14 protein-coding genes are annotated in these 14,312 nt (G+C 67.1%); 8 read left to right on the top strand and 6 right to left on the bottom strand.

The annotated features are described in order from the left end of the window. Positions 1-4: 4 nt before the first annotated feature. A complete protein-coding gene (locus AC5Y4N_RS08265; RefSeq protein ID WP_499904973.1) occupies positions 5-898 on the bottom strand; it encodes an alpha/beta hydrolase in 894 nt (297 codons plus the stop codon). A 118-nt stretch (positions 899-1,016) separates the two neighbouring features. Here AC5Y4N_RS08265 and AC5Y4N_RS08260 point away from each other — a divergent pair, with 118 nt between their 5' ends. Together AC5Y4N_RS08260 and AC5Y4N_RS08255 are read left to right on the top strand one after the other, a co-directional pair. Then, positions 1,017-2,234: an alpha/beta hydrolase fold domain-containing protein gene (locus tag AC5Y4N_RS08260; RefSeq protein WP_499904975.1), complete on the top strand. Its 1,218-nt coding sequence runs from the start codon at positions 1,017-1,019 to the stop codon at positions 2,232-2,234. Positions 2,235-2,273: 39 nt separating this feature from the next. Then, positions 2,274-3,707, top strand: coding sequence for a WS/DGAT/MGAT family O-acyltransferase (locus tag AC5Y4N_RS08255; protein WP_499904977.1), 1,434 nt, complete (start codon positions 2,274-2,276; stop codon positions 3,705-3,707). A gap of 104 nt (positions 3,708-3,811) precedes the next feature. On the opposite strand, the gene AC5Y4N_RS08250 is transcribed toward AC5Y4N_RS08255, so the two are convergent. Together AC5Y4N_RS08250 and AC5Y4N_RS08245 are read right to left on the bottom strand one after the other, a co-directional pair. Next, complete coding sequence (locus tag AC5Y4N_RS08250) at positions 3,812-5,080, bottom strand: alpha/beta hydrolase (protein ID WP_499904980.1); 1,269 nt, start codon at positions 5,078-5,080, stop codon at positions 3,812-3,814. 3 nt (positions 5,081-5,083) lie between these two features. Further along, positions 5,084-5,902: a lysophospholipid acyltransferase family protein gene (locus AC5Y4N_RS08245; protein ID WP_499904982.1), complete on the bottom strand. Its 819-nt coding sequence runs from the start codon at positions 5,900-5,902 to the stop codon at positions 5,084-5,086. 43 nt (positions 5,903-5,945) lie between these two features. On the opposite strand from AC5Y4N_RS08245, the gene AC5Y4N_RS08240 reads away from it, so the two are divergent. The 6 genes from AC5Y4N_RS08240 to AC5Y4N_RS08215 all read left to right on the top strand — a co-directional run bounded on the left by AC5Y4N_RS08240 (position 5,946) and on the right by AC5Y4N_RS08215 (position 10,942). Then, a complete protein-coding gene (locus AC5Y4N_RS08240; RefSeq protein WP_499904986.1) occupies positions 5,946-6,728 on the top strand; it encodes a crotonase/enoyl-CoA hydratase family protein in 783 nt (260 codons plus the stop codon). Positions 6,729-6,736: 8 nt separating this feature from the next. Then, positions 6,737-7,483 (top strand): class I SAM-dependent methyltransferase, encoded by a 747-nt coding sequence (locus AC5Y4N_RS08235; RefSeq protein WP_499904990.1) that lies wholly within the window; start codon positions 6,737-6,739, stop codon positions 7,481-7,483. A gap of 10 nt (positions 7,484-7,493) precedes the next feature. Then, positions 7,494-7,880: a dihydrofolate reductase family protein gene (locus tag AC5Y4N_RS08230; protein WP_499904992.1), complete on the top strand. Its 387-nt coding sequence runs from the start codon at positions 7,494-7,496 to the stop codon at positions 7,878-7,880. Between the two features lie 184 nt (positions 7,881-8,064). Beyond that, complete coding sequence (locus AC5Y4N_RS08225) at positions 8,065-8,502, top strand: STAS domain-containing protein (RefSeq protein WP_499904995.1); 438 nt, start codon at positions 8,065-8,067, stop codon at positions 8,500-8,502. Positions 8,503-8,580: 78 nt separating this feature from the next. After that, a complete protein-coding gene (locus AC5Y4N_RS08220) occupies positions 8,581-10,416 on the top strand; it encodes an acyl-CoA dehydrogenase (RefSeq protein WP_499904997.1) in 1,836 nt (611 codons plus the stop codon). A gap of 67 nt (positions 10,417-10,483) precedes the next feature. After that, on the top strand, positions 10,484-10,942 hold the full coding sequence (locus AC5Y4N_RS08215; protein WP_499904999.1) for a MaoC family dehydratase: 459 nt from the start codon (positions 10,484-10,486) through the stop codon (positions 10,940-10,942). A gap of 88 nt (positions 10,943-11,030) precedes the next feature. On the opposite strand, the gene AC5Y4N_RS08210 is transcribed toward AC5Y4N_RS08215, so the two are convergent. Genes AC5Y4N_RS08210 through AC5Y4N_RS08200 form a run of 3 tightly spaced genes read right to left on the bottom strand, consistent with a single transcriptional unit; the run spans position 11,031 to position 14,302 of the window. Continuing rightward, a complete protein-coding gene (locus AC5Y4N_RS08210; protein ID WP_499905001.1) occupies positions 11,031-12,497 on the bottom strand; it encodes an aldehyde dehydrogenase in 1,467 nt (488 codons plus the stop codon). Continuing rightward, a complete protein-coding gene (locus tag AC5Y4N_RS08205; protein WP_499905003.1) occupies positions 12,494-13,483 on the bottom strand; it encodes a phosphotransferase family protein in 990 nt (329 codons plus the stop codon). Before AC5Y4N_RS08205 ends, AC5Y4N_RS08210 begins: the two co-directional genes overlap by 4 nt. Positions 13,484-13,543: 60 nt before the next feature. Beyond that, a complete protein-coding gene (locus AC5Y4N_RS08200; RefSeq protein ID WP_499905005.1) occupies positions 13,544-14,302 on the bottom strand; it encodes a class I SAM-dependent methyltransferase in 759 nt (252 codons plus the stop codon). Positions 14,303-14,312: the final 10 nt, after the last annotated feature.

The following is a 14,312-nucleotide window of genomic DNA, read 5'->3' as shown; positions in this document are numbered from 1 at the left end:
AGGCTCAGAGCGCGAACGCTTTTCGCAGTGCTTCGCATTGGCTTTCGAAGAACCTCTGCGCGACGGAGGTGCGTCTGGCGATGCGGTCGAAGCCGTGGAACGCGCCCTGCACCACCTCCAGATCACAGGGCACGCCTGCCTCGAGAAGCCGTTTGGCGTAGGCGATGTCTTCTTCGTAGAACAGGTCGACGGTCCCGGTGCCGATCCAGGCCGGCGGCAGTCCGGCGAGATCGGTCCGCCGTGCGGGAACGGCGACGTCTCGGTCCACGCCGCGCAGATAGGACTCCCACGCGAACCGGTTGGTGCGCTCGTTCCACAATCGATACAAGTGCGCCACAGAATGTTTCGCGACCGTCCGGTCGTCGAGCATCGGGTAACTCAGCAGTTGCAGCACCGGCCTGATCTCGCCGCGATCGCGAGTGACGAAAGCCAGCGCCGCCGCGAGGCCGCCGCCGCCACTTTCGCCCGCGATCGCGATGCGGCTGGCGTCGACGGACGGCAGCGACGCCAGCCATCGCAGGGCCGCATAGCAGTCCTGCACCCCGGCCGGATAAGGGTTTTCGGGCGCGAGCCGGTACTGGGGCGCGGCGACCGTGATGCCCAATGTGCGGCTGAGCCGCAGGCAGAAGTCGTCGCTGTGTTTGGGTCTGCCCATGACATATCCGCCGCCGTGAATCCACAACACCGCAGGTGTCGGGCCGCTGGCGGCGCCCTCGGGCCGATACAGCCGGACCTTACGGCCCGATGTCAGTGTCAGCACCTCAACGTGCTGCGATTTGTCCGGCAGGCACTGCTCCAACACACGCATGAGCCACAACGTTCTCGGCGTCACCGCGGTGGGCGGCAGAAATCGTGCTATCCAGCGCAATTCGGGGTGAAAGCCGTCGTCACGGGCCATAACCCAGGTGCCTTTCCTCGAGAACCGCCGAGTCGAACGCAGCGCTCACAAATAAAGGAAGCTAGCGCACAGCCGAGAATGCCGTTTCCAACGGACCCCGCGGGGGTACGGTGAGGCAATGGTTTCCCAGCATCCGGGGCGTCGCACGCCGAGTCTGCAGTCCCGGGCAGAGTGGTTCTTCCGCGCAAGTCCTGGCGATTATCTGCTGGCCCTCAGCGAGATGTACGCAGGATTACCGCTGGTCGGCAAGTATTTCGAGCCCTTCGGTGGGCTCGCCGCCATGGGGGTGTGGGGGTATCGGCACGCGCCGGACTTCGTCACCGCAGCGATCCGCAGCCGCAATCGCGCCGCTGCAGAGCAGCGCCGGCAACACCGGATGATGACCCACGAGGTGGCAGCCGCCGCGCTGAAGGACTTCGTGTCCCCCGAGCGGCAGAAAGTCGAGTTCCCGCAGCCGGATCGGGTCGCCCCGGTGCTGCGAGGTCTCTCACAGCGGCGTCGCTACCTGCACAGAAGCACGGTTCGGTACGGCGACGCGCCGGGCCAGGTGCTCGACGTGTGGCGCCGGCCGGATTTGTCCGGACCTGCGCCGGTGCTGGTGTTCGTGCCGGGCGGTGCGTGGGTGCACGGCAGCCGGCTGCTGCAGGGATACACGCTGCTCAGCCACCTCGCGGAGCAGGGCTGGGTCTGCCTGTCGATCGACTACCGGGTGTCGCCGCATCACCGCTGGCCGCGGCATATCGCCGACGTGAAGGCGGCGATCGCGTGGGCGCGCGCCAACGTCGACCGGTTCGGCGGCGACCGGGAGTTCGTCACGATCGCCGGCTGTTCGGCCGGCGGCCATCTGGCGGCGCTCGCCGGCCTGACCCACGACGACACCGAATTCCACATGGAGCTGTCCTCAGATGCCGACACGTCCGTCGACGCCGTGGTGGGCATCTATGGCCGCTACGACTGGGTGGACCGCTCCACCCCGGAACGCGACCGCTTCGTCGACTTCCTGGAACGCGTCGTCGTCAAGAAACGACTGGCCAAGCACCCCGACCTGTTCCTCAAAGCGTCGCCGATCGCCCGGGTGCGCCCCGACGCGCCGCCGTTCTTGGTGGTGCACGGCTCGGGCGACAGCGTGATCCCGGTCGAACAGGCTCGCGCGTTCGTCGGAAAGCTGCGCGGCGTGTCGCGTTCGACGGTCGGCTACCTGGAGTTGCCGGGCGCCAGCCACGGCTTCGACATGATCGACGGTGCCCGCACTGGATCCGTGGCCACCGTCATCGGGTTGTTCCTCAACGAGATTCACCGAAGCTATCTGCAGAGCAGGGCCAAAGAAGTCATCTAGCTACGACACCCGTCGGGTCGACCTTGAAAGAGGTGGGGTGTGAAACGGCTCAACGGCTGGGACGCCATGCTGTTGTACAGCGAGACGCCCAACATCCACACGCACACGTTGAAAATCGGCGTGATCGACGCGTCAGACTTCGACGGCGAGTTCACCTTCGAACTGTTCCGGCGCACACTGCGCCGCCGCCTGCATCTGCTCGAACCGTTGCGCTACAAGCTCGTCGACATTCCGTTCAAACTGCATCACCCGATGTGGATGGAGAAGGCGGAGATCGACCTGAACCATCACCTGCGCCGGGTGCGGGTGGCTTCGCCCGGTGGGCGCCGCGAACTCGACGAGGTGATCGGCGAGATCGCGAGCACCCCGCTGGATCGCAGCCGGCCGTTGTGGCAGATGTACTTCGTCGAGGGCATGGCCGAAAACCGGTTCGCCGTGGTGGGCAAGGTCCACCACGCGCTGGCTGACGGGGTCGCGTCGGCGAACTTGATGGCCAAGGCGATGGACCTGAAGGGGCCGATCCAAGACGAGCGCGACCTCTACGCCACCAACTCGGCACCGTCCACCAGTGAATTGCTTTCGGCCGCGTGGCGTGACCATCTGCAACAGTTCGGCAAGCTGCCAAGGCTGGCGAAGGAGACCGCCGCGGGCATCGGACGGGTACGCAGACGCGCCAAGGAGCGCGGGGAGCACCCAGAGCTGGCCAAGCCGTTCTCGCCGCCGCCGACATTCATCAACCATGTGGTGTCACCGGGCCGCCGGTTCGCCACCGCTACGCTCGCACTCTCCGACGTCAAGCAGACCAGCAAGCAACTCGGCATCACGATCAACGATCTGGTGCTGGCCACCGCGGCCGGCGCCCTGCGCGAGCTGTTGCTGCGGTACGACGGCCGCGCGGATGCCCCGCTGATTGCGTCGGTGCCGGCCGCGCTCGATACGTCGCCTGATCGGTTGACGGGCAACGAGTTTCTGGGAATGAACATCTCGCTGCCGGTACACGTCGACGATCCGCTGGAGCGGGTGCGGCTGACCGCGCTGTCGGCTGGCATCGCCAAAGAGGAGTTCCGTCTGCTCGGCCCGGATGTGGTGGCGCAATGGGCGGCGTACCTGCCACCCACCCTCGGTCCGCCGGTGTTCCGTTGGCTGTCCAAACGCGAAGCGCAGAGCAGGCTGCTGAATCTGCCGATCTCCAACGTGGCGGGCCCGCGCGAGCGCGGCCGCATCGGTGGCGCCACCGTCAGCGAAATCTATTCGGTGGGACCACTGGTCGCAGGCAGCGGGATGAACATCACCGTGTGGAGCTATGTCGACCAGCTCAACATCTCTGTGCTCACCGACGACGTCACCTTGGACGATCCGCACGAGGCCACAGCCGCGATGGTACATTCCTTCGCCGAAATACGAGCTGCGGCAGGGCTTTCCAGCGAGCTCACACCGGTGGAGACGGCGATGGCGCCGGCCCGGGTGGGATGAGGTCGGCAGAAGCGAACCGCGCCGGCTGAGCCGTGCGAGCAGACACCAACTCGCACAATCCAGCCGGTGACGATGCGATTCCGCGTCTGCTCGCCGCAGCTACCTCAGCTATGGTCCTCGCGGGTTTTGACGTACACCCAGGACAGGAAGTTCGCCACCGCGTCGGCGGTTTGATGCGCCCGCGCAGACCCGTACATCTCGAAGGCGTGCTGAGCGTGCGGCAATTCCGCGTAGAGCACCGGGCGCTTTGCCACGTCACGTAGTTCGTGCACGAAGTCGCGGGCCTCCTGCACAGGGATCAGCGTGTCGTCGCGCCCGTGCAGCACGAAAAAGGGCGGCGCATCGGAGTGCACGCGGGTGATCGACGACGCGTCGACGTAGACCTGCCGGTGCTCGCGGTAGCTCTTCTTCACCACGAATTTCTCCAGCAGCCGGACGAATTCGCGGCGATCCCGGCCCTCGATCGAATACCAGTCGTAGCGGCCGTAGATCGGTACCGCCGCTGCTACCGAGGTGTCGGCCTCCTCGAAGCCCGGCTGCCACACCGGGTCGTTGGGCGTCAGCGCGGCCAGCGAAGCCAGATGCCCGCCGGCCGAACCGCCCGTGATTGCAACGAAATTCGGATCGCCGCCGAACTCCGCGATGTGCTCCTTGACCCATGCCAGGCCACGCTTGACGTCCACGATGTGGTCCGGCCAGGTGTGCAGCGGCGACACACGGTAGCCCAGCGACACGCAGATCCAGCCGCGGTCGGCCATGTGGCTCAACAATGGATAAGCCTGCGGCCGGCGCATCCCGATCATCCACCCACCGCCCGGAACCTGAACCAGCACAGGCGCTTTCCCGTCCCGTGGTAGATCACGCTTGCGCCAGACGTCGGCGACGTTCGCCCGGTGCGGGCCGTACCGCACGACGTTGTCGCGTGCGACGTAGCGACGACGGATCTGACTGGTGCGCAGCGCGCCCGCCGGCCGCCCGGAGCGCGACGGCGTCGTCGGCAGCGACGACACCACTTCTGGATAGTCGTCGCCGAGCCCGTCGCGCAACGCCGATTGCAGTACCGGACCCGGTGTCGTCACGTTGCGCCGGTAGACCACCGCCAGCACGGCCCACGAAACAACGGTCAACGCCAGCGCGATCTTTCCGCGCCGCCCGCCGAAGTCGCCCCGGCGCCCGCGCCGGATCGCGTCGAGGGCCGACCCGGCCAGAAACAGCTGCGGCAGCTCCGAGGTGTGCCAGCCGAACCAGAACACGACCACGCTGCTGAAGCCGGTGCGTCGCAGGGGCGTCAACCCGTTGAGCGCGTTGATCGTCTCCACGGCCGCACGCACAAGTGGGCGCGGCCGCCGAAGGCGCCGTAACCAGTCAGCCATCGTCTACCCGATGATCGGCAGCCGGCGTTCACGTCCAAGGCGGTCCAGCGCTCGCTGCATCACCTCGCGGACGTGGGCGTCGACTTCGTCGATGTCGGGGTCGTCGCCGAACTCCGCGGCGATGTCGATCGGCTCGAGCACCTGCGTGACGATCTTGGTGGGCAGCGGCAGGTTCGGCGGAAAGACACCGAAAAGGCTTACGCCGAACGGGAATCCGATCGACACCGGCATGATCTTGGTGCGCGCCGCCCGGGTGATCGGGCCGAGCGCCTTGGCCAGTGCCGTTCCGCGGGCCAAGAACAGCTGGCTTTCCTGTCCGCCGATCGACACGGTGGGGACAATCGGCACGCCGGCTTCAATTGCGGTGCGCACGTAGCCTTTACGGCCGTCGAAGTCGATCACGTTCTCCCACACCGTGGGTCGCATCGCGTCGTAGTCGCCGCCGGGGAACACCACCACCAGATGACCCGACCGCAGTGCCTCGGCGGCGTTCTCCCGGTTCGCCCGAATGAAGCCGGTGCGCAGCAGCGCGTTGGCCACCGGCCCGAAGAACAGCATGTCGTGGCTGAGCGTGTGGATCGGCCGGTCGTAGCCGAACTTCTCGTAGAACTCGACGGCCAGGATCGGCACGTCCATCGCGAACTGACCGCCGGAGTGGTTGGACACCAGCAGCGCTCCGCCGGCGGGCGGAATGTTGTCCAGGCCGCGCACCTCGGTCCTGAAGTACCGGCGCAGCAGCGGCCGCAGGATGCCGACGACACGCTCGGTGAACTCGGGATCCCACTTTTCGATCTCGGCACGGTCGACGTCGGCGTCTGCCATGGTCGAATCCTACCGACGGGCCGTGGAGTAGTTTCAGGTACTCATGAGCGAACCGTCAGCCGAATCGTCAGCCCCCGTCCTCGTCGAGCAGCGTGACCGCATCCTGCTGATCACCATCAACCGGCCGGAAGCCAAGAATGCGGTCAACGCCGCCGTGAGCCGCGGTCTGGCCGACGCGATGGACCGCCTCGACGGTGACGCCGGCCTGTCGGTGGGGGTGCTGACCGGTGCGGGCGGCTCGTTCAGCGCGGGCATGGATCTCAAGGCGTTCGCCCGCGGCGAGAACGTCGTCGTCGAGGGCCGCGGCATGGGCTTCACCGAACGCCCGCCGGCCAAGCCGCTGATCGCGGCCGTCGAGGGCTACTGCCTGGCCGGCGGCTGCGAGCTCGCGCTGGCGACCGACCTGATCGTGGCGGCCAACAATTCCGCCTTCGGCATCCCGGAGGTCAAGCGCGGGCTGGTCGCGGGGGGCGGCGGGCTGCTGCGGCTGCCGCAGCGCATCCCGTATGCGATCGCGATGGAGCTCGCGCTGACCGGCGACAACCTGCCCGCCGACCGGGCGCACGCGCTGGGACTGGTCAACGTGCTGACCGAACCGGGTAAGGCGCTGGACGGTGCGCTGGCGCTGGCGGAGAAGATCACCGCCAACGGCCCGCTCGCCGTGGCCGCGACCAAGCGCATCATCGTCGAGTCCCGAGGCTGGAGTCCCGACGAGATGTGGCGTGAGCAGACCAAGATCCTGATGCCGGTGTTCGCGTCGAACGACGCCAAGGAGGGGGCGATCGCGTTCGCCGAGAAGCGCGCGCCGCGCTGGACCGGATCCTGAGCGCGCCCATGTCGCCGATCGAGGTGACCCGCGGCCTGCTCAACCGCAACGCGGATGTGCGGCACGGGTACCTCGACGTCCTCGGCGAATCGGTGAGCTCGCCTGCGCCGACGTTCGCCCAGCGTGCGATGAACAGCCGGTTCGTCGCGGGCGTCTACGAGCGAGTGTGGCGGCCGCTGTCGTTCTACGTCGCAAGCGGTGTCACCACGGGCGCCGAGCTACGCCGCGCCCGTGACGACCTGCGGCCCGTCGGCGCCGCCAAGCTGCTCGATGTGGCTTGCGGCCCAGGCAATTTCACGCGCCGTCTGGCCGACGAGCTGGCGGACGGTGGGATCGCGATCGGGCTGGACATCTCCGAGCCGATGCTCACGCGGGCCGTGGTCGACAACAGCGGCCCGCGCACCTGCTACGTGCGCGCCGACGCGCGGGACCTGCCGTTCGACGACGCAACCTTCGACGCGGTGTGTTGCTTCGGCGCCCTGTACTTGATGCCCGAGCCGCTGCGCGTCGCGCAGGACATGGTGCGCGTGCTGGCGCCCGGTGGCCGCATCGCGATCCTCACCAGTTGCCGCAGCACGGTGGCGCCGGTGCGGCTGGTGACCGCACCGCTGGCCGACGCCGTGGGCCTGCGCATGTTCGACGAGCGCGAGTTCGTCGACTTGTTCACCGAGGCGGGCCTGACCGACGTCCGCCAGGAGACCCAGCGGGTGCTGCAGTACGTCACCGCCACCAAACCGGCCAAACCCCCCTGCTGACGGTCGAGCGATGTCAACCATCTACTTCACCGGCTCGAGCCTCGACGGGTTCATCGTCGACGAACACGACAGCCTGGACTGGTTGACGTCGCGCGACATCGACCCGGCCGGCCCGTACGGCTACGAAGCGTTCATCCGGTCGGTCGGTGCGCTGGTCATGGGTGCGACCCAGGCCGCCGGATACAAGGACGTGTGGATCGTCGGCGGCGGCGAGGCGGCGGCGCAATTCGTCGAAGCGGGGCTTGTCGACGAACTGGTGGTCAGCTTCGCCCCGTGCACGCTCGGCCGCGGCGGGCGGCTGTTGCCCACGGCTTCGGAGTGGTCGCTGGTGGAATCCGGGGTCAACGGCGACTTCGTCTACGCGCGGTGGCGAAAGCTACCGTTAAGAAACCGTTAGAACTGGTTCCGCGGTGGTCAGCACCCGGGTGCTCGACGTGATCCGCGCTACACTCACCGCAGGTTGAGATCACAGCCTCCGTGAAAGCGCTGCGCGGCGGATAATTTACCTGTTGTTCAATTAGAGCCCTTGCGCGCCAGGCGTTTTCGACAAGATCAGCGACAGACTCGACGAGGGTACGTCAATGACTGCTGTGCATACCGATACCAGGTCTGACGCGCCGCATGGCACATCAGTAATCGATTGTGGCCGTGCGTATTTGACGGCCCAGATCTACAGCTGGCTGACTGTCATCACCATCAGCGGCGAGATCGACGCCACCAATGCCGACGTACTGCGTCACCGGGTGATCGCGCTGATACCCCAGGACGGCGCGCTCATCGTCGACATGGTCGACACGGATTTCATCGGCGTCGACGGACTGCGCGCCCTGTTCGCGTGGAACGTCGAGTCCATGCGCACCGACACCCGATGGGCGGTCATCGGCAGCCACGCCGTGCACCGGCTGCTGCGGGTCGGCGACCGCGACCAGTTGGTTCCCGCCGTGCGGTCGGCGACCGAGGCGCTGCAGCGGGTCCGCCGCTCGCGTCGTGACCCGCGGCCGTTGCGCCTGGTCACCTAGCGCGGGTTACGCTCGGTTCGGCTCTTCACGCGAAGCACCTCAAACCGGCGCTTCGCGCGACTACGGAAGGTGCCGGGCATGGGTCACTACAAGAGCAATGTGCGCGACCTCGAGTTCAATCTCTTCGAGGTCCTCGAGCTCGACAAGGCACTGGCCGGCGGAGGATTCGGCGACCTCGACGGCGAGTCGGTGCGCCAGATGCTTGCCGAAGCGTCGCGGTTGGCCGAGGGCCCGGTGGCCGAGTCGTTCGCCGAAGCCGACCGTCATCCTCCGACGTTCGACGTCGCCGAGCACGCCGTGCGGCTGCCGGAACTATTCAAGCAGTCGCTGCGGGCCTGGCAGCAGGGTGAGTGGTTCCGGGTCGGGCTCGACGAGCACGTCGGTGGCGTGCCCGCGCCGGCGATGGTGGCGTGGGCGATCAACGAGTTCGTCTTGGGCGCCAACCCCGCGGTGTTCATGTACATGGCCGGCCCGATCATGGCCAACATCGTCTACCACATCGGCAACGAGCAGCAGCGGCACTGGGCCAAGCTCGCCATCGAGCGCAACTGGGGCGCCACGATGGTGCTCACCGAACCGGATGCGGGCTCCGACGTCGGGGCCGGCCGCACCAAGGCTTCCCAGCAGCCGGACGGCACCTGGCACATCGACGGAGTGAAGCGGTTCATCACCAACGGGGACACCGACGACCTGTTCGAAAACATCCAGCACCTGGTGCTGGCCCGGCCCGAGGGCGCAGGCCCGGGCACAAAGGGGCTGAGCCTGTTCTACGTGCCGAAGTTCCTCTTCGATCCGCAGACCGGAGAGCCGGGCGAGCGCAACGGCGTCTACGTCACCGGCCTGGAGCACAAGATGGGGCTGAAGGCGTCGGCCACGTGTGAACTGACCTTCGGTCAGCACGGCAAACCTGCGGTCGGTTATCTGGTCGGCGACACCCACAACGGCATCGCGCAGATGTTCCGAGTCATCGAGTACGCGCGAATGTTCGTGGGGACCAAGGCAATTGCGACCCTGTCCACCGGTTACCTCAACGCTCTCGACTACGCCAAGACCCGGGTACAGGGCGCGGACATGACTCAGATGACCGACAAGGCCGCGCCTCGGGTGACGATCATCCACCATCCCGACGTGCGTCGTGCCTTGATGACCCAGAAGGCCTACGCGGAGGGGTTGCGGGCGCTGTACCTGTACACCGCCGCGCATCAGGATCCGGCAGTGGCCGCAGTGGTGTCCGGAGCCGACGCCGAGCTGGCCGAGCGGGTCAACGATCTGCTGTTGCCGATCGTCAAGGGCGTCGGCTCCGAACGCGCATACGAAATTCTGACCGAGTCGCTGCAGACGCTGGGCGGCTCCGGCTTCCTGCAGGACTACCCGATCGAGCAGTACATCCGCGACAGCAAGATCGACAGCCTCTATGAAGGCACCACCGCGATCCAGGCGCAGGACTTCTTCTTTCGCAAGATCGCGCGCGACCACGGCGTCGCGCTGCAGCACGTCGTGAGCCGCATCCAGAAGTTCCTCGACGACGACGGGGCGCGTCAGGAGCTGGCCGAGAGCCGGACACTGCTGGCCACTGCGGTCACCGATCTGCAGGGCATGGCCGCCGCACTCACCGGCTATCTGATCGAGTCTCAGAACAATGCGCGAGAGCTGTATCGCGTGGGTCTGGAGTCGGTGAAATTCCTGCTGTCGGTGGGGGACCTGCTCATCGGGTGGCTGCTGTTGTGGCAGGCCGAGATTGCGCTGCAGGCCCTCGACGGCGACCCCGACGAGGGTGACCGCGCGTTCTACCTCGGCAAGGTTGCGGTCGCGAAGTTCTTCGCCAAGAACGTGCTGCCGCGGCTGTCCGCCGAGCGCAGCATCGTCGAGAACGTGGACCTGACGATCATGGAGATGCGCGAGGAATCGTTCTAGCGCGACGGGCAGCACGCAGAGATATCGTGGCCCTCGTCAACACTGCGTTAGCCAAGGGAGCACGCCAATGAAGGTGATTTCATCCATCGACGACGCCGTCGGTCTGGTCGGCCAGGAGCTTGGTGTCGGCGAGTGGAAAGAGATCGACCAGAAGCGCATCGACGCGTTCGCCGACGTCACCGAGGACCACCAGTGGATCCACATCGACGTCGAGCGTGCCAAGACCGAAAGCCCTTACGGCACAACGATTGCGCACGGCTTCCTCACGCTGTCGATGATTCCGGCGATGAGCAAGGACAACTTCCGCGTCGAGAACGCCAAGATGGCAATCAACTACGGGCTCAACAAGGTTCGCTTCCTGGCGGCTGTCCCGTCAGGTGGCCGGATCCGGGCCCGCTCCGAGCTCGTCGACGCCGCCAAGGTGGGCGACAGCATGGTCAACCTGACGGTGAAGCACACCATCGAACTCGACGGCTCCGACAAGCCGGCGGCGGTGGCGGAGACCATCGTGCGGGTGATCTTCTAGCTCACCTTTTCTCGCGAGCAGACGCGGAATCGCATCACCAATACCCGGGAGCGTGCGATTGAGCGTCTGCTCGCGGTAAAGACGCGAGCTACTCGACCGTGTAGCCCATCGGCAGCAGGACGCTCTTGAGCTGGCAGAAGTGCTCGACGCCCTCAGGGCCGTTCTCGCGACCGATACCGGAGTTCTTGTAGCCGCCGAACGGTGAGCCCGGATCGAAGGCGTACCAGTTGATTCCGTAGGTACCGGTGCGGATCTTCTGCGAGATCTCGATGCCCTTGGGCACGTCGGTGGTCCACACGCTGCCGGCCAGCCCGTAGACCGAGTCGTTGGCGATCTTGATCGCGTCCTCTTCGGTGTCGTAAGGGATGATCGAGAGCACGGGTCCGAAGATCTCCTCCTGGGCGATCGTCATCTTGTTGTCGACGTCGGCGAAAACCGTTGGCTGCACGAAGTAGCCGCTGTCCAGCCCCTCCGGTCGGCCGCCGCCGCACACCAGCCGCGCGCCCTCCTCGATGCCCTTGGCGATGTAGCCCTCGACGCGCTGGCGCTGCTTCTCACTGATCAGCGGGCCGATCTGCACCGCCGGGTCCGACGGCAGACCCACCGGCAACGCCTCGACGAAAGTCTTGACCGCGTCGACGATTTCGTCGTAGCGCGACCGCGGTGCCAGGATCCGCGTCTGGTTCACGCAACCCTGTCCGGCGTTCATGATCCCGGAGAACACCATCATCGGCACCGCCGAGGCGAGGTCCACGTCCTCGAGCACGATCGCCGCCGACTTGCCGCCCAGCTCCAGCGTGCAAGGCTTGAGCATCTCGGCCGCACGCTTGCCCACCTCCTTGCCTACCGCGGAACTGCCGGTGAACGTGAACGCGTCGATGTCGGAATTCGCGGTCAGGGCCTGGCCGGTTTCGATCCCGCCGGGCACCACCGACAGCACCCCTTCGGGCAGGCCGGCCTCGGCGAACACCTCTGCAAGTGCGTTGGCGCTCAACGGTGTTTCCGCGGCGGGCTTGAGCACCACGGTGCAACCGGCCAGCAGCGCAGGGCCGAGTTTGTTGACCGCCAGGAACAGCGGCACGTTCCAGGCGATGATCGCCCCGACCACGCCCATCGGCTCGCGGGTGACGATCGACTGGCCGTAGGCGCCGTTGCGGATTTCCTTCCACGCCACCTTGTCCGCGCCGGTGGCGAAGAAGTTGAGCGCGCCCAGTGAGCCGGCCCAGTGCATCGTCTCGATGATGGTGACGGGTTGTCCCGTCTCGCAGGTCAGCAGATAGGTGAAGTAGTCCTTGCGGTCTTCGAGCAGCTTGGTCGCGGCCTGGATCACCGCTGCGCGTTCGGCCGGAGGGGTCGACGGCCACGGGCCAGAGTCGAACGCCGCGCGGGCGGCAGCTACGGCCGCATCCACATCGGCTGCCGCCGCGTGCGGCACCTTGCCCACCAGCTCGCCGGTCGCGGGGGAATGGACCTCGATCACCTCGGCAGTCGACGGTGCCGTCCACTTGCCGCCGATGAACAACTTGTCCCACTCGGTCTTGTACTGCGCGGTCATCTCTCTCCTGTGTCCTCGAGGGCCTGGGTCAGTGCCTTGAAAGCGTTGGCGCGCAACGGGCTTCGGATCTTTTCAATCGCATGCTCCAGCGCGGCGAACACGATGTAGAAGCCGAGGTGCTCAGGCTCATGCCCAGTGACGTCGGCGTAGGTGGCGGCGACCTCGTCGGGCCGCAGAAAGTCGGGAAGGCCGGGCCGCGCTGCCGCATACGCCAGCTCGTCGACGAACTGGTGGTGGAACACCAGCGCGCCCAAGTCCAACTCCCGCGGGCCCAGCGTCGCGCGCTCCCAGTTCGTCAGCGCCACCGGCGTGAAATCGCGGTAGGTGATGTTGTCGATCCGCGCGTCGCCCCACACCAGCACCGGCGTCCGCTCGACGGGCCAGTGCTCGCGCAGCCACCCGAATCCGCGCTCGATCAGCGGAGCGCGAAGACCCCGCGACGCGACGGACTCGTAGCGCTCGGCGGTGCGCCGCACGATCGTGGCCAACGCCGATTCGCCGCGACGGCGCCGGTCCAAGAACGTGAAGTCGGCGGGCGCGGCGGTGTGGACGCGCGCCAGCTGCTCGACCGTCGCTCGTTGCATGCGGGCGCGTTCGGCGGGGCTTGCATCGGTGATCCACGAGGCGAAGGTGTACGGCGTCTCGTACCTAGCCGTCGTGAGTCCGTCGACGCGGGCCGTCACAAAGAACGGCGCGCCCAGCAGGGTCGGGTCGTCTTCGTACCACAGCGCTGGGGGCACCGCCGGCCGTGACAGCTGCGTGCCCAGCCGGCGCAGCGTGAGGTATTGCAAGCGTGTCTCGAAGTCGCCAACCGCCCCGAGGCGCACCACCAGCCGGTGGGCTTCTCCGCCCCAGCCGGCGTCCACCAGCACCGTGCGTTCGGCCGACAGCGCCGCCACAGCCACCGCCGCGTCGGCCTGCCGAGCGGCCAGCCACTGTTCGAAGACCTCGCGTAGTGACGTGGTGAGTGTGGACGGCACTGTCATGGTGTGGCCCACATTACCCAGCCGCGGGCCAAACGAGAACCTGTTCCAGTCCTGCCGCCGTCACGGCGTCAGGACCAGCACCAGATTGCTCACCACGAACTCGCGCAGCACCGGCACGGACGTCATCCACCACGCCCATCGTGGGTGGTAGCGGGGGAAAGCGGCGGCCAGTGTGCCCGTCGATCGCGCCCAGCGCAGACCGTCGGCCACCGAGACGTCGAACAGCGACGACCCGTAGTAATTCTTCGGTGTGCGACCGTGCTTGCGGATGTAGCGGCGCGCGGCGCGCTCGCCGCCGAGGTAGTGCGTCAGCCCCATCTCGTGGCCGCCGAACGGGCCGAGCCACACCGTGTAGGACAGCACCGCGAGGCCGCCGGGCCGCGTCACGCGCAGCATCTCGGCGCCGAGTCGCCATGGCTGCGGGACGTGTTCGGCGACGTTGGACGACAGGCAGATGTCGACGCTGTCGTCGGCGAAGGGCAGGGCCATCCCGGACGCGCGGACGAATGTGCCGCCGCCGTCCCCGCGAGGGGCTGTGTGCATTTCGGCGGGATCAGGCTCGACGCCCAGATACCGCACGCCACGCTCGGCGAACGTTGACGCGAAGTAGCCGGGGCCGCCGCCGACGTCCAGCAGCAACCGGCCCGCCGCCGGCTCGGCGTGCAGCCCGCGCCACAAATCGTCGACAAGCGCTGCGGTGTCGGCCGCCAGCGCGCCGTAGAAGCGGTCGGGGTCACGCTGCTCGTAGCGGAATTCGGTCAGCAGTCGCAGCGACCGCCGCAGCGTGGCGCGTTTGGCGAAGACGTCGGTCGGCGGCATCGCGCTGAGG

Source organism: Mycobacterium sp. NGS19, from assembly GCF_059813155.1.
The sequence above is the reverse complement of the archived record's forward strand: the minus strand, read 5'-3'. Positions and strand labels throughout refer to the sequence as shown.

Excerpts from the sequence above, each read along its gene's own strand:
- AC5Y4N_RS08215 (WP_499904999.1), top strand. The coding sequence starts at position 10,484 with ATGAAGGTGATTTCATCCATCGACGACGCCGTCGGTCTGGTCGGCCAG.
- AC5Y4N_RS08230 (WP_499904992.1), top strand. The coding sequence starts at position 7,494 with ATGTCAACCATCTACTTCACCGGCTCGAGCCTCGACGGGTTCATCGTC.
- AC5Y4N_RS08260 (WP_499904975.1), top strand. The coding sequence starts at position 1,017 with ATGGTTTCCCAGCATCCGGGGCGTCGCACGCCGAGTCTGCAGTCCCGG.
- AC5Y4N_RS08200 (WP_499905005.1), bottom strand. The coding sequence starts at position 14,302 with ATGCCGCCGACCGACGTCTTCGCCAAACGCGCCACGCTGCGGCGGTCG.
- AC5Y4N_RS08210 (WP_499905001.1), bottom strand. The coding sequence starts at position 12,497 with ATGACCGCGCAGTACAAGACCGAGTGGGACAAGTTGTTCATCGGCGGC.
- AC5Y4N_RS08205 (WP_499905003.1), bottom strand. The coding sequence starts at position 13,483 with ATGACAGTGCCGTCCACACTCACCACGTCACTACGCGAGGTCTTCGAA.
- AC5Y4N_RS08220 (WP_499904997.1), top strand. The coding sequence starts at position 8,581 with ATGGGTCACTACAAGAGCAATGTGCGCGACCTCGAGTTCAATCTCTTC.
- AC5Y4N_RS08245 (WP_499904982.1), bottom strand. The coding sequence starts at position 5,902 with ATGGCAGACGCCGACGTCGACCGTGCCGAGATCGAAAAGTGGGATCCC.
- AC5Y4N_RS08240 (WP_499904986.1), top strand. The coding sequence starts at position 5,946 with ATGAGCGAACCGTCAGCCGAATCGTCAGCCCCCGTCCTCGTCGAGCAG.
- AC5Y4N_RS08265 (WP_499904973.1), bottom strand. The coding sequence starts at position 898 with ATGGCCCGTGACGACGGCTTTCACCCCGAATTGCGCTGGATAGCACGA.
- AC5Y4N_RS08225 (WP_499904995.1), top strand. The coding sequence starts at position 8,065 with ATGACTGCTGTGCATACCGATACCAGGTCTGACGCGCCGCATGGCACA.
- AC5Y4N_RS08250 (WP_499904980.1), bottom strand. The coding sequence starts at position 5,080 with ATGGCTGACTGGTTACGGCGCCTTCGGCGGCCGCGCCCACTTGTGCGT.
- AC5Y4N_RS08235 (WP_499904990.1), top strand. The coding sequence starts at position 6,737 with ATGTCGCCGATCGAGGTGACCCGCGGCCTGCTCAACCGCAACGCGGAT.